The organism is Micromonospora sp. WMMD708 (assembly GCF_049315245.1).
GTDB lineage: Bacteria > Actinomycetota > Actinomycetes > Mycobacteriales > Micromonosporaceae > Micromonospora > Micromonospora wenchangensis.
The window spans coordinates 4,375,311-4,388,825 of record NZ_CP186060.1 but is presented as its reverse complement, the minus strand read 5'-3'; the positions used below and the strand labels follow the sequence as shown (position 1 = coordinate 4,388,825).

The 13,515-nt window shown below is 74.3% G+C and carries 10 protein-coding genes; 2 read left to right on the top strand and 8 right to left on the bottom strand.

Translation table 11 applies throughout. From position 1 onward, the window contains the following. Position 1: 1 nt before the first annotated feature. A complete protein-coding gene (locus tag ACN260_RS19505; RefSeq protein WP_422752459.1) occupies positions 2 to 1,261 on the top strand; it encodes a glycosyltransferase family 4 protein in 1,260 nt (419 codons plus the stop codon). Here ACN260_RS19505 and ACN260_RS19500 read toward each other — a convergent pair. Continuing rightward, the gene (locus tag ACN260_RS19500) at positions 1,236 to 1,670 is read right to left on the bottom strand and encodes a hypothetical protein (protein ID WP_422752458.1); all 435 of its coding nucleotides are present in this window, start codon (positions 1,668 to 1,670) and stop codon (positions 1,236 to 1,238) included. The two genes, ACN260_RS19505 and ACN260_RS19500, sit on opposite strands and share 26 nt — an antisense overlap. Positions 1,671 to 1,732: 62 nt before the next feature. Continuing rightward, positions 1,733 to 4,231: a Tex family protein gene (locus tag ACN260_RS19495; RefSeq protein ID WP_422752457.1), complete on the bottom strand. Its 2,499-nt coding sequence runs from the start codon at positions 4,229 to 4,231 to the stop codon at positions 1,733 to 1,735. Positions 4,232 to 4,477: 246 nt separating this feature from the next. On the opposite strand from ACN260_RS19495, the gene ACN260_RS19490 reads away from it, so the two are divergent. Further along, complete coding sequence (locus tag ACN260_RS19490) at positions 4,478 to 5,989, top strand: deoxyguanosinetriphosphate triphosphohydrolase family protein (protein WP_422752456.1); 1,512 nt, start codon at positions 4,478 to 4,480, stop codon at positions 5,987 to 5,989. A gap of 45 nt (positions 5,990 to 6,034) precedes the next feature. On the opposite strand, the gene ACN260_RS19485 is transcribed toward ACN260_RS19490, so the two are convergent. The 6 genes from ACN260_RS19485 to ACN260_RS19460 form a co-directional block, all read right to left on the bottom strand. After that, positions 6,035 to 7,180, bottom strand: a complete 1,146-nt coding sequence (locus ACN260_RS19485; protein ID WP_422752455.1) for an MBL fold metallo-hydrolase — start codon at positions 7,178 to 7,180, stop codon at positions 6,035 to 6,037. Positions 7,181 to 7,357: 177 nt separating this feature from the next. Continuing rightward, complete coding sequence (locus tag ACN260_RS19480) at positions 7,358 to 8,377, bottom strand: serine hydrolase (protein ID WP_422752454.1); 1,020 nt, start codon at positions 8,375 to 8,377, stop codon at positions 7,358 to 7,360. A 79-nt stretch (positions 8,378 to 8,456) separates the two neighbouring features. Then, positions 8,457 to 9,476, bottom strand: a complete 1,020-nt coding sequence (locus tag ACN260_RS19475) for an SDR family NAD(P)-dependent oxidoreductase (protein WP_422752453.1) — start codon at positions 9,474 to 9,476, stop codon at positions 8,457 to 8,459. Continuing rightward, positions 9,473 to 10,657 (bottom strand): zinc-dependent alcohol dehydrogenase, encoded by a 1,185-nt coding sequence (locus tag ACN260_RS19470; RefSeq protein WP_422752452.1) that lies wholly within the window; start codon positions 10,655 to 10,657, stop codon positions 9,473 to 9,475. The genes ACN260_RS19475 and ACN260_RS19470 overlap by 4 nt, the downstream gene beginning before the upstream one ends. A gap of 161 nt (positions 10,658 to 10,818) precedes the next feature. After that, a complete protein-coding gene (locus ACN260_RS19465) occupies positions 10,819 to 11,580 on the bottom strand; it encodes a succinate dehydrogenase/fumarate reductase iron-sulfur subunit (protein ID WP_088646263.1) in 762 nt (253 codons plus the stop codon). After that, positions 11,577 to 13,514 carry a fumarate reductase/succinate dehydrogenase flavoprotein subunit gene (locus ACN260_RS19460; protein WP_422752451.1) on the bottom strand — a complete coding sequence of 646 codons (1,938 nt, stop codon included), beginning with the start codon at positions 13,512 to 13,514 and terminating at the stop codon, positions 11,577 to 11,579. Before ACN260_RS19460 ends, ACN260_RS19465 begins: the two co-directional genes overlap by 4 nt. Position 13,515 lies beyond the last annotated feature (1 nt).

Below are 13,515 nucleotides of genomic sequence, written 5' to 3'. Positions count from 1 at the left end.
GATGCGGATCGGTCTGCTCACCCAGTGGTACGACCCGGAGCCCGGCCCGGCGGCCCTGCCCGGGATGCTCGCCCGCGCCCTCGCCGAACGGGGGCACGAGGTCCGGGTGCTGACCGGGTTCCCGAACTACCCGACCGGCCGGCTGGCCCCCGGCTACCGGCTGGCCCGCCGCCGCGACGAGGTCGTCGATGCGACCCGGGTACGCCGGGTGGCCCTCTATCCCAGCCACGACCGTTCCGCGCTGCGCCGGGTGGTGAACTACGGGTCGTTCGCGGTTTCCGCGCTGGTCTCCGGCACCCCGGCGCTGCGCGGCCTGGACGCCCTCTGGGTCGGCAACTCGCCGATCAGCGTCGCCCTGCCGATGTGGTTCACCCGGTACGTGCACCGGGTGCCGGTGCTGCTGCACGTGCTGGACCTGTGGCCGGACAGCGTGGTCGCGAGCGGGTTCCTCGGCACCGGCCCGGTGTCGCGGACCGTCGAGCGGGGGATGGCCGCCTGGTGCGCGGCGATGTACCGCAGCGCCTCCCGGGTCGCCCACGTCTCACCCGGTGCCGCCGACCTGCTCGCCGACCGGGGTGTGCCCCGGGACAAGCTGGTGCACGTCCCGGTGTGGGCGGACGAGACGTTGGGCGTCCGCGCCGCCGACCTGCGTGCCGAACTAGGGCTCCGACCCGACCAGGTGGTACTGGTGTACGCGGGCGCGCTCGGCGAGGCGCAGGGGCTCGACTCGCTGGTCGACGCCTGCGCCCGTACCGACGACCCCCGGCTGGTGTGCCTGATCGCCGGCTCCGGCACCACACAGGACCGGCTGCGTCGCCGGGTCACGGCGGTGGGCGCGTCCAACGTCCGGTTCCTCGGGCAGCTGCCCCGGGAACGGATGCCCGCGCTGATGGCCACCGGGGACGTGCACTACGTGAGCCTGCGCCCCGGCGGCATGTCCGCGTACACGATGCCGAGCAAGGTGCAGGCGACCCTCGCCGCCGGGCGGGCGCTGCTGGTCGCCGCGGAGGGCGACGCCGCCGCGGTGGCCCGGGACAGCGGCGCGGGGATCACCGCCCGGCCCGGTGACCCCGACTCGATCGCCGACGCCCTGCGGGAGGTCTGTGACCTGGGCCGGGAGAAGCTGGAACTGCTCGGGCAGGCCGGCCGGGCGTACTACGACCGGATGTTCTCCGTCGCCGTGGGTGCCGACCGGGTCGAGCGGATCCTGCGCGAGATGGTGGCGGACCCGGGGTTCAGGGCCAGTCGTCGCCGGCGGTGAGCCGTCGGGCGAGCAGGTCGGCCAGCGGGATGGACTCGCCGTCGCGTCCGCCGCGCCCGACGACCAGGGGCGGCCGGGCCGGCGGCACGTCGACGCCGAACAGCCGGGCGCGCACGCCCGACGGCACGGTGAGCAGGTAGAACCGGCCGTCGACGGCGACCGCGCGCAGGCCGGCCCGGTCGACGTACCAGCCGGTCAGCCCGGTCCGGTAGCGGCCCCGCCCGTCGTAGCCCTGGGCCACCAGCCGGGTGGTGCGCAGCCCGCGCCGGGTCGCCTCGGCCGTGAACCGGGCCACCAGCTCCTCGGCCTGCGCGTGCTCGCCGTCACGCCGGCGGGCGTCGGCCGCCGCGTGTGCCCGGACCGCCCGCTGCTGCCGCTCCCGCCACTGCGGATCGCCGTCACCATCCATGCCGCGACGGTACGCCCACCGCCGCCCCGCCCGGTGGGTGCCGGGCGGGGCGGCGGTGGTGGTCAGGCCAGGCCGGCCCGGCGCAACGCCTCGGCCATCGCGTCGTTGGCGGGTGCCGGCGCGGAGCCGCCCCGGCCCTGCCGTTGCTGCGGCCCGCCCCGGGTACCGCCCCGCTGCTCCCGCTGGCCGCCGGACCCGCCCGCGCCGCCGGACCCGCCCGCGCCGCCGGACCCGCCCGCGCCGCCGGACCTCCCCGCGCTGCCGGACCCGCCTGCGCCGCCGCGCCGGCCGCCCGGGGTGTCGCCGCGCCCGCCCTGGGGGGTGCCGCGCTCGCGCCGCTGCCCGTCGGCGGCCGGCCGGCCACCACCTGCCGGCACCTCGTCGTCCAGCCGCAGGGTCAACGAGATCCGCTTGCGCGGCACGTCGACGTCGAGCACCTTGACCCGGACCACGTCACCGGACTTCACCACGTCGCGCGGGTCCTTGACGAAGGTGTGCGACATCGCCGAGACGTGCACCAGGCCGTCCTGGTGCACGCCCACGTCGACGAACGCGCCGAACGCGGCCACGTTGGTGACCACGCCCTCCAGCAGCATCCCGGGGGTGAGGTCGCCGATCTTCTCCACCCCCTCGACGAAGGTGGCGGTGCGGAACTCCGGTCGCGGGTCCCGGCCGGGCTTCTCCAGCTCGGCGAGGATGTCGGTGACGGTGGGCAGGCCGAAGGTGTCGTCGACGAAGTCGGTGGCCCGCAGCCCGCGCAGGATCGCCGACTTTCCGATCAGCGAGCGCAGGTCCTGACCGGTGCTGGCCAGGATGCGCCGGACCACCGGGTACGCCTCCGGGTGCACGCTGGACGAGTCGAGCGGGTCGTCGCCGCCGGGGATGCGCAGGAAGCCGGCGCACTGCTCGAACGCCTTCGGGCCGAGCCGGGCCACCTTCTTCAGCTCGGCGCGGGTGCGGAACGGGCCGTTGGCGTCCCGGTGCAGCACGATGTTCTCGGCGAGCCCGGCACCGATGCCGGAGACCCGGGTCAGCAGCGGGGCGGAGGCGGTGTTGACGTCCACCCCGACGCCGTTGACGCAGTCCTCCACCACCGCGTCCAGCGAGCGGGACAGCTTCACCTCGGACAGGTCGTGCTGGTACTGGCCGACGCCGATCGAGCGCGGGTCGATCTTGACCAGCTCCGCGAGGGGGTCCTGGAGCCGGCGGGCGATGGAGACCGCGCCGCGCAGCGACACGTCCAACGTGGGTAGTTCCTGCGAGGCGTACGCGGAGGCCGAGTAGACCGACGCGCCTGCCTCGGAGACCATCACCTTGGTCAGACCGAGCTGCGGATACCGCTTGATCAGGTCGGCGGCGAGCTTGTCGGTCTCCCGGCTGGCGGTGCCGTTGCCGATCGCGACCAGCTCCACCCGGTGCGCCCCGGCCAGCTTCGCCAGCGTCTCGACCGAGGCGTCCCACTGCCGGCGCGGCTCGTGCGGGTAGATCGTGTCGGTGGCGACCACCTTGCCGGTGGCGTCGACCACCGCCACCTTCACCCCGGTCCGCAGGCCCGGGTCGAGACCCATCGTGGCGCGGCTGCCGGCCGGGGCGGCGAGTAGCAGGTCGCGCAGGTTGGTGGCGAAGACCCGCACCGCCTCCTCCTCGGCGGCCTGCCACAACCGCATCCGCAGGTCGGCACCGAGATGGATCAGGATCCGGGTCCGCCACGCCCAGCGCACCGTGTCGGCCAGCCACCGGTCGGCGGGCCGGCCCGCGTCGCTGATGCCGAACCGGCCGGCGATGGCCGCCTCGTAGCGGGTCGGGCCGGTGGGCGGGGCGTCCGGGTCCTCCTCGGCGTCGGGGGCCATGGTGAGGTCGAGCACGCCCTCCTTCTCGCCCCGGAACATCGCCAGGATGCGGTGCGAGGGCAGCTTCGGGTACGGCTCGGCGAAGTCGAAGTAGTCGGCGAACTTCGCTCCGGCGTCCTGCTGCCCCTCGCGTACCCGGGCGACCAGTCGGCCCCGCGACCACATCTGCTCGCGCAGGGCGCCGATCAGGTCGGCGTCCTCGGCGAACCGCTCGATCAGGATGGCCCGCGCGCCCTCCAGCGCGGCGGCGGCGTCGGCCACCCCGCGGTCGGCGTCGACGAACCCGGCGGCCGTCTCCTTCGGGTCCCGGGTCGGGTCGCCGAGCAGCGTCTCGGCCAACGGCTCCAGCCCGGCCTCCCGGGCGATCTGCGCCCGGGTCCGCCGCTTGGGCTTGTACGGCAGGTAGATGTCCTCCAGCCGGGACTTCGAGTCGGCCGCCATGATCTGCGCTTCCAGCGCCTCGTCCAGCTTGCCCTGGCTGCGGATCGACTCCAGCACCGCGGCCCGCCGCTCGTCCAGCTCCCGCAGGTAGCGCAGCCGCTCCTCCAGGGTGCGCAGCTGGGCGTCGTCGAGCAGGCCGGTGGCCTCCTTGCGGTAACGGGCGATGAACGGCACGGTCGCACCGCCGTCGAGCAGCTCCACGGCCGCCCGCACCTGGCGCTCGGCGACGCCGAGCTCGTCGGCGATCCGCTGATGGACTGACTGGGTCACGATGTTGATCCGCCTTCGTTTCGGGTTCCCTGCTGCATTGTGCCGCCCACCCCCGACGCCCCGCGCCACCCCCGCCGGGACCGTGCCGCCCGCCGCCCACCGGCCGCCCCGGGCCCGGCCCCCGGCCGGCCCGCCCGCCGGCCCCGGCCCGCCCGCCGGCCCCGGCCCGCCCGCCGGCCCCGGCCCGCCCGCCGGCCCGGTGCGAGCCGGCGCGGCCGGGCGGTCGGCTGCGCTAGCGTGGCGATCATGGACCAACCTGCGGACCCGCGTGCCCGTCGGCTCTTCGGTGGCAGCGCCCGAGCCCTCGGCGACCTGGCCGCGAGCCCGTTCCGGGCCGACCGGGACCGGATCGTCGCCTCACCGTTCTTCGCCCGGCTCGGCGGGGTGACCCAGGTGATCAGCCCGGTCGGCTCCGGGCTGCTGGTGCACAACCGGCTCACCCACAGTCTCAAGGTCGCCCAGGTGGCCCGCGCGATCGCCGAACGGCTGACCGCCGACCCGATGTACCGGGACCTGCTGGACAAGCTGGGCGGCTGCGACCCGGACGTGGTGGAGGCCGCCGCCCTCGCCCACGACCTCGGCCACCCGCCGTTCGGGCACCTGGGGGAACGGGTGCTCGACCGGCTGGCCCGGCAGCGGCTCGGGCTGGCCGACGGCTTCGAGGGCAACGCCCAGTCGTACCGGATCGTCACCAGCACCGAGATCCGCGGCGCGGCCACCACGGGCCTCGACCTGACCGCCGCCGTCCGGGCGGCGATGCTGAAGTACCCGTGGACCAGGCTGGACCACCCCGACCCGCACCCCCGGCACCTGCGACCCGCGCCCCGGGGCGCCGCCGCCCCGCCGGACGACCCGGACAGCGGCTCGGTGAAGTTCGGCGCGTACGGCACGGAACTCGCCGACCTGCGGCAGGCCCGCGCGCCGTTCGCCGGGCGGGTCGCGCCGTGGCAGCAGACCGTCGAGGCGTCGGTGATGGACACCGCCGACGACATCGCGTACGCCATCCACGACGTGGAGGACTTCTACCGGGTGGGGGTGCTCCAGCAGGGCACCGTCGCCGCCGAGCTGATGGCCTGGCAGCGCGAGGGCGGACACCTGCGGGCGGTCACCGACGCCGCGTTGACCGGCGCGGCCCGCCGGCCCGGTTCGGCGATCGAGGCGCTGCGCCGGCAACTGCACCGCAAGGACGCCTGGATCGCCGACGACGACGCGTTCGCCGCCGCCGTCGAGCACGTCCGCGAGGAACTGGTGGACGGGCTGCTGGCGCTGCCCTTCGACGGCTCGATCGAGGCGGAGCAGTACGTGGCCCGGTTCTCGGCCCGGTGGACCACCCGGCTGGTCGACGCGATCACGGTGACCGCCGCCCCGGACGTGCGCTCCGGCCACGTGCTGCTGGCCCGCGCCCAGTGGCACGAGGTGCAGGTGCTCAAGTTCGTGCACCACCGCTTCGTGCTGGCCCGCCCCGACCTGGCCCTGCACCAGCGGGGCCAGGCCCGGCTGCTGGGCACCCTGGTCGAGTCGCTGTGGGAGTGGCTGCTCGACCCCGAGGAGGAGTCCCGGCTGCCCCGCCGCCTGCCCGACCTGGTCGAGCTGGCCGAGGCGGAGCTGCACCCGCGTACCCCGGACCGGATCTCCCGGGCCCGGGGGCGGGCCATCGTCGACTTCGTCGCCCAGCTCACCGACGGGCAGGCGGCGGCGATGCTGGACGTGCTGTCGGGCCGCTCCGGCGCGCTGTGGACCGACGCCTTCGTGCTCTGAGCGGCGGGCCTGCGCTCTCCGGCGACCGGCGCGGTAGGCCTGCGGTCAGGCGACCGTCTGCCACCAGCCGTCGACCGCCGACGGGTCGTCGACCACCACCCGCTCGCCGGGACGGGGCACCGCCAGCCGTACGCCGCGCGCCTTGGCCTCGGCCCAGAGCCGGTCCACCGGCTCGGACCAGTCGTGCAGGGCCAGGTTGAAGGTTGCCCAGTGCACCGGGACGAGCAGGTCGCCGCGCAGGTCGAGGTGGGCGGCGACGGCCTCCTCGGGGAACATGTGGATGCCCGGCCAGGCCCGGTCGTACGCGCCGATCTGCATCAGCGTCACGTCGAACGGCCCGTGCTCCGCGCCGATCTCGGCGTAACCGTCGAAGTAGCCGGAGTCGCCGGTGTAGAAGACCTTCCGGTGTTCCCCGGCGACCACCCACGAACTCCACAGCGTGCCGTCGCGGCGCAGCCCCCGGCCGGAGAAGTGCTGGGCGGCGGTGGCGGTGATCTCCAGGCCGCCGACCCGGTGCCCTTCCGACCAGTCCAGCTCGACGATCCGGTGCTCGGGCACCCCCCACCGGTCGAGGTGCGCGCCGACGCCCAGCGGCACCAGGAACGGCGCCGACTGCCGGCGGACCAGCTCCCGGACGGTGGCCATGTCGAGGTGGTCGTAGTGGTCGTGGGAGATGAGGACGGCGTCGACGGTGGGCAGCTCGTCGAGGCGTACCGGGGGTTCGTGCAGCCGCTTCGGCCCCACCGCGGCCGACGGCGAGCACCTGTCGCTCCACACCGGGTCGATCAGCACCCGGTGCCCCTCGATCTCGACGAGCGTCGAGGCGTGGCCGTACCAGACGACGTTCAGCTCCCGCTCGACGTCGGTGGTCCGGGCGGGGGCCGGCCGCACCAGCGGGACCGGGGCGGTCGGGCGGCGACGCTGCTGGCCGAAGAGCAGCTCCCGCAGCAGGTTACGGCCGGGATCGCCGCCGGGCATGGTGCGGGTGGCGACCCGGTTGTGGAAGGTGCCGTCGCGGAACTGCGCCGACCGGGCGGCCCGTTCGGCGCGGGCCCCGGTCAGCCGGCCGCCCAGCGCCGCCGGCACGTCCCGGGCCGTCCACGCCAGGCCGGCGATCGCGGCCAGTCCCGCCACCTGCCACAGTTGCCCGCCGCGCGTCCGCCCGGCCGTGCGCTCCGCCGCTTTCCCCATGTGTCGTCCCCCTCGCCGGTGTCCCGCAGTACACGGTAGTCACCGCCGGCCGCTCCCGCCCACGTCGAGCCACGGTCCGCCCCGCTTCGGAGGCCGGGCGGCGGGAGACCGGGCCGGTGAGCGGCCCGGACGCCGGGCGGTGGGAGGCCCGGGTGGCGGAGCGGACGGCAGGGCCGGTCAGCCGCCGTTGCTGGGTCGCTGCCGGGCCACCCGGTGCCGGGGCGCGTCGGCGGTGCCCCTGAGCTGCGCGGTAGCGTCCAGGAAGAACCGCCCGAGGCGGGCCCGGGCCTGCACCACCGGGTGGGTGGCGCCGAAATTGTCCCGGTCGGCCTGGCCGTCGGCGAAGAGCACGTAGGTCAGCACGGCCGCCCCGGTGGTGTCGAAGACCACACCGGCCTCGTGCCGGGCGTCGACGAACCAACCCGCCTTGGTGGCCACCCGGGCCCGCTCCGCCGAGGACATGGTGCGCCGGATGCCGTCGGTGAAGGCGACCGGGGAGCGCAACAGCTTGAGCACGAGGGCGGTCGACGACGGCGACAGCAACGTGCCGGCGACCAGGGCGCGCAGCAGCGTGTGCGTCTCCCGGGCGGTGCTGGTGCCGAGATAGAACCGGTGGGGGTCGGACAGCGGCTGCACCTGGGTGTTGGGGAAACCCTTGGCGGCCAGGGTGCGGTTGATCTCGGCGGCCGGGCAGACCAGGCCGCACAGCCGCGACGCGGTGTCGTCGGAGACGGTGAGCAGGTTGGCCAGCACGTGCCCGACGGTCACCGAACTGGGGTAGGCGGTGTCCAGGACGAAGATGCCGTCCCCGCCGGGCACCACGGTCGAGGCGGCCACCTCGACCCGCTGGTCGAGGGTGAGCAGCCCCCGGTCGATCCGGTCGAGCACCGCGACGGCCACCGCGATCTTGTTGACGCTGTACGCCTCGACCCGCCGGTCGGCGGACTCGGAGACCGCGACCAGCGGGGTGACGCCGTTCTCCAGGCTGAGGTGGACCTGCCAGTTGCCGCCGGTCAGCGACTTCTCCCGTTGGAAGGCCGCAGCGATCCGCGGGGCGACGAGTTCCGGGCTCGCCTGGGCGGTGGCGGACTTGCCGGGGCGGCCGGCGGCCGACGCCGCACTGCCGACGAGCACCGCCCCGGCCGTGGCGGCCGTGCCGAGGCCCAGCGCGGTCCTGCGGTTCACCCTGCTGGTCATGCCTCTCCCGTCGCGTGGTGGCCCGGAGCTGTCTCCGGGCCACCACTCTAGGTGAGTGGCCGGGTCCGTGGGGGGCCGCTCAACGCCGTCGCCGTCGGGCCGCCCCACCCGCCGCGAGTGCCGTCCCGACCGCCAGCGCCGTCCCGGCCGCGACCGCCACCCCCGTACCGACCGCGGCGGCAGTCCTGCCGGCCGGTACGCCGGACCGGCGCAGCAGGGCGGACAGCTCCGGCAGCCAGCCGCCGCGTACCGCCGCGCCGGCCGGGTCCGGGGCGAACACGACGCCGTCGTGCGGGGCGACGGCCCGCCCGGTCAGCCCGCCGCGCCGCATCAGCGGCCCGACGAGCGCGTCGTACACGCCCGGCAGGAGAGTGAAGCCACCCCGCATGAGCAGGTTGACCCGGCCCACCGACACCTCCCGGCGGGGCCGGTCGGCGCAGCGGGCGACGGCCCGCGCCACCCGCTGCGGGGTGGTGACCGGCAGCGGCGGCCGGCCGGCCCGCCCCAGGTAGTTCGCCGCCCGCTGGTAGACCGGGGTGTCCACACTGCCCGGGGTGATCAGGCAGACGTGCACCCCGGGAAGTTCCCGGGCCTCCTGCTGCACGGTGCGGACCAGCCCCTGAAGGCCCCACTTGCTGGTCACGTAGCCGCTCATGTAGGGGGCGGTGACGTGCCCGAGGACCGAGCCGGTGAGGATCAGGGTGCCCCCGCCGGCCGCCCGGAACCGGCGCAGCGCCACCCGGAGGACACCGGCCGCGCCGAGCAGGTCGGTGCGGACCACCCGGTCGAAGACCTCCGCCGGGAGTTCCTCGAACCGGCCGTACGCCATCACCGCCGCGGTGTGCACCCACACGTCGATCCGGCCGAACTCGTGTTCCGCCGTGTCGGCCAGGGCGTCGAGCGCGTCGGGGTCGGTGACGTCGGTGGGCACCGTGCGTACCCGCCCGGCGCCGGCGTCGTGGCACTCCCGGCGTACCTCGGCCAGGCTCTCGGGGGAGCGGGCGGCGAGGACCAGCCGGTCCCCGCGCCCGGCGAACTCCAGGGCCGCCGCGCGGCCGATGCCGCTGGTGGCCCCGGTTACCACCACCACCCGGCTCACGGGGCCAGCACGACCTTGACGCAGCCGTCGGACTTCTTCTGGAACATCTCGTACGCCTTCGGCGCGTCCACCAGCGGCAGCCGGTGGGTATGCAGGTCCTCCACGCCCAGCGGGTCGTCGTCGCCGGACAGCAGCGGCAGGATCTCGTCGGTCCACCGGCGTACGTGGCACTGGCCCATCCGCAGCTGGATGCCCCGGTCGAACATCTCCATCAGCGGCATCGGGTCCACCTCGCCGCCGTACACCCCGGAGATCGAGACGGTGCCGCCGCGCCGGACGGCCTTGAGGGCGGCCTTGAGCACGGTCAGCCGGTCCACGGCGACCTTGTCGATCATCGTCTGGGCCAGCTTGTCCGGCAGCAGACCGGCGGCGCTCTGGGCCAGCTTGCCGCTGGTGGAGCCGTGCGCCTCCATGCCGACCGCGTCGATCACCGCGTCCGGGCCGCGCCCGTCGACCAGGTCGATCAGCGCGCCGGGGACGTCGTCGAGCTGGCTGACGTCGAGCGTCTCGATGCCGTGCCGGCGGGCCATCTCCAGCCGCTCCGGCACCAGGTCCAGCCCGATCACCCGGCCCGCGCCGAGGTGCCGGCCGATCCGGGCGCAGAACTGTCCGACCGGGCCGAGCCCGAACACGGCCAGGGTGCCGCCGGGCGGGGTGTCGGCGTACCTCACCGCCTGCCAGGCGGTGGGCAGGATGTCGCTGAGGTAGAGGTAGCGCTCGTCGGCCCCGGTCTGCGGGATGGTGATCGGGCCGAACTGGGCCTGCGGGACCCGCAGGTACTCGGCCTGCCCGCCGGGGACGGAGCCGTAGAGGGAGGTGTAGCCGAACAGCGACGCGCCCTTGCCCTCGGCGGTCACCTGGGTCGTCTCGCACTGGGCGTAGAGCTGCCGCTCGCACATCCAGCAGTGCCCGCAGGCGATGTTGAACGGGACGACCACCCGGTCGCCGGGCTTGAGCCGGGTCACCCCGGAGCCGACCTCCTCGACGATGCCCATCGGCTCGTGCCCGAGGATGTCACCGGGCTTCAGGTACGGCCCGAGCACCTCGTACAGGTGCAGGTCGGAGCCGCAGATCGCGGTCGAGGTGATCCGGACGACCGCGTCGGTCGGTTCCTCGATCCGGGGGTCCGGTACGTCGTCCACCCGGACGTCGTGCCGGCCGTGCCAGGTCAGTGCCTTCATGCCTGAAATCCCCTCTCGGTGCCGTCGACGGGACTGCTACCCCGAGGGAGGCGCTTGAACCAGCGACCCCGGTCCCACCTGCCCCGGGGCGACCACGGCCCGGGAACGGCGCGACCGCCGCACCCGGGCGGGGTACGGCGGTCGCGGTGGGGCTCAGGTGTTCAGGAACCGGGGGTGTCGCCGCGCTTGGCGGTGGCGGTGAGGTAGTCCCGGTTGAGCCGGCCGATGGTGTTCAGCGGGATGCCCTTGGGGCAGACCGCGGTGCACTCGCCGGCGTTGGTGCAGCCGCCGAAGCCGGCCTCGTCGTGCGCGTCGACCATGCCGATCACCCGGGTGTAGCGCTCCGGCTGGCCCTGCGGCAGCAGCGAGAGCTGGGTGACCTTGGCGGCGGTGAAGAGCATGCCGGAGCCGTTGGGGCAGGCCGCCACGCAGGCGCCGCAGCCGATGCAGGCGGCCGACTCGAAGGCGGCGTCGGCGTTGGCCTTGGCCACCGGCGCGGCGTGCGCCTCGGGGGCGCTGCCGGTCGGCGCGGTGATGTACCCACCGGCCGCGATGATCTTGTCGAAGGCACTCCGGTTGACCACCAGATCCTTGATCACCGGGAAGGCGCGGGCCCGCCACGGCTCGATGTCGATCGTCTCGCCGTCTTTGAACTGCCGCATGTGGAGTTGGCAGGCGGTGGTGCCGCGCTGCGGCCCGTGCGCGTCCCCGTTGATCATGAGGCCGCACATGCCGCAGATGCCCTCGCGGCAGTCGTGGTCGAACGCGACCGGCTCCTCCCCGGCGAGGATCAGCCGCTCGTTGAGCACGTCGAGCATCTCCAGGAACGACATGTCGGGGGAGACGTCGTCGACCGGGTAGGTCACCATCCGCCCCTTGTCCTGGGGGCCGGACTGACGCCAGATGCGCAGGGTCAGGTTCACTTGTAGCTCCGCTGCGTGGGGTGGACGTACTCGAACTTCAGGTCTTCCTTGTGCAGCACGGCCGGCTCACCGGTGCCGGTGAACTCCCAGGCCGCCACGTAGGCGAACCGGTCGTCGTCGCGCTGCGCCTCACCGTCGGGGGTCTGGTGCTCGGCCCGGAAGTGGCCGCCGCAGGACTCCTCGCGGTGCAGGGCGTCGATGCACATCAGCTCGGCCAGCTCGAAGAAGTCGGCCACCCGGCCGGCCTTCTCCAGCGACTGGTTGAGCCCCTCGCCGTCGCCCGGCACCCGGACCCGCTTCCAGAACTGCTCCCGCAGCGCCCGGATCTCGTCGATGGCCTTGCGCAGCCCGGCCTCGGAGCGCTCCATGCCGCAGTGTTCCCACATGATCTGGCCCAGCTCCCGGTGGAACGAGTCCACCGTCCGGTCGCCGTTCACGGCCAGCAGCCGGGCGATCCGGTCCTCCACGTCGCGCCGGGCCTGCACCGCCGCCGGGTGGCTGGCGTCGACCTTGTCCAGCGGCCCGGAGGCCAGGTAGTGGGCGATGGTGGTGGGCAGCACGAAGTACCCGTCGGCCAGGCCCTGCATCAGCGCCGACGCGCCGAGCCGGTTCGCGCCGTGGTCGGAGAAGTTGGCCTCACCGATGACGAACAGGCCGGGGATGGTCGACTGGAGGTCGTAGTCGACCCACAGCCCGCCCATCGTGTAGTGCACGGCCGGGTAGATCCGCATCGGCACCTGGTACGGGTCCTCGCCGGTGATCCGCTCGTACATCTCGAACAGGTTGCCGTACTTGGCCTCGATGGCCCTGCGGCCGAGCCGTTCGATCGCGTCGGCGAAGTCGAGGTAGACCCCGAGCTTTGTCGGCCCGACGCCCCGGCCCTCGTCGCAGACGTTCTTGGCGGCCCGGGAGGCGATGTCGCGGGGGACCAGGTTGCCGAACGACGGGTAGATCCGCTCCAGGTAGTAGTCCCGCTCGTCCTCCGGGATCTGCCGGGGGTCGCGGTCGTCGCCCTTGGCCTTCGGCACCCAGACCCGGCCGTCGTTGCGCAGCGACTCGCTCATCAGGGTCAGCTTCGACTGGTGGTCGCCGGAGACCGGGATGCAGGTCGGGTGGATCTGGGTGTAGCAGGGGTTGGCGAAGTACGCGCCCTTGCGGTGCGCCCGCCAGGAGGCGGTGACGTTGCAGCCCTTGGCGTTGGTGGAGAGGTAGAAGACGTTGCCGTAGCCGCCGGAGGCGAGCACCACCGCGTCGGCCATCTCGGTGCTGATCTCACCGGTGACCATGTCCCGGACCACGATGCCCCGGGCCCGGCCGTCCACGACGACCAGTTCCAGCATTTCGTGCCGGGTGTGCATCTCCACGTTGCCCAGGCCGATCTGCCGCTCCAGCGCCTGGTACGCGCCGAGCAGCAGCTGCTGGCCCGTCTGGCCCCGGGCGTAGAAGGTGCGCTGCACCTGCGCGCCGCCGAAGGAACGGGTGTCCAGCAGCCCGCCGTACTCGCGGGCGAACGGGACGCCCTGGGCGACGCACTGGTCGATGATGTTGACCGACACCTCGGCGAGCCGGTGCACGTTCGACTCGCGGGAGCGGAAGTCGCCGCCCTTGACCGTGTCGTAGAAGAGCCGGTGCACCGAGTCGCCGTCGTTGCGATAGTTCTTGGCGGCGTTGATGCCGCCCTGCGCGGCGATCGAGTGGGCCCGGCGCGGGCTGTCCTGGTAGCAGTAGCTGCGCACCCGGTAGCCCTGCTCGGCGAGGGTGGCGGCGGCGGAGCCACCGGCCAGGCCGGTGCCCACCACGATCACCGTCAGCTTGCGCCGGTTCGCCGGGTTGACCAGTTTGGCCTCGAAGCGGCGGGTCTCCCAGCGCTTCTCGACCGGGCCGTCGGGAGCCTTCGTGTCGGCGATCGGCTCGCCCTCGGTGAAGAGTTCCATG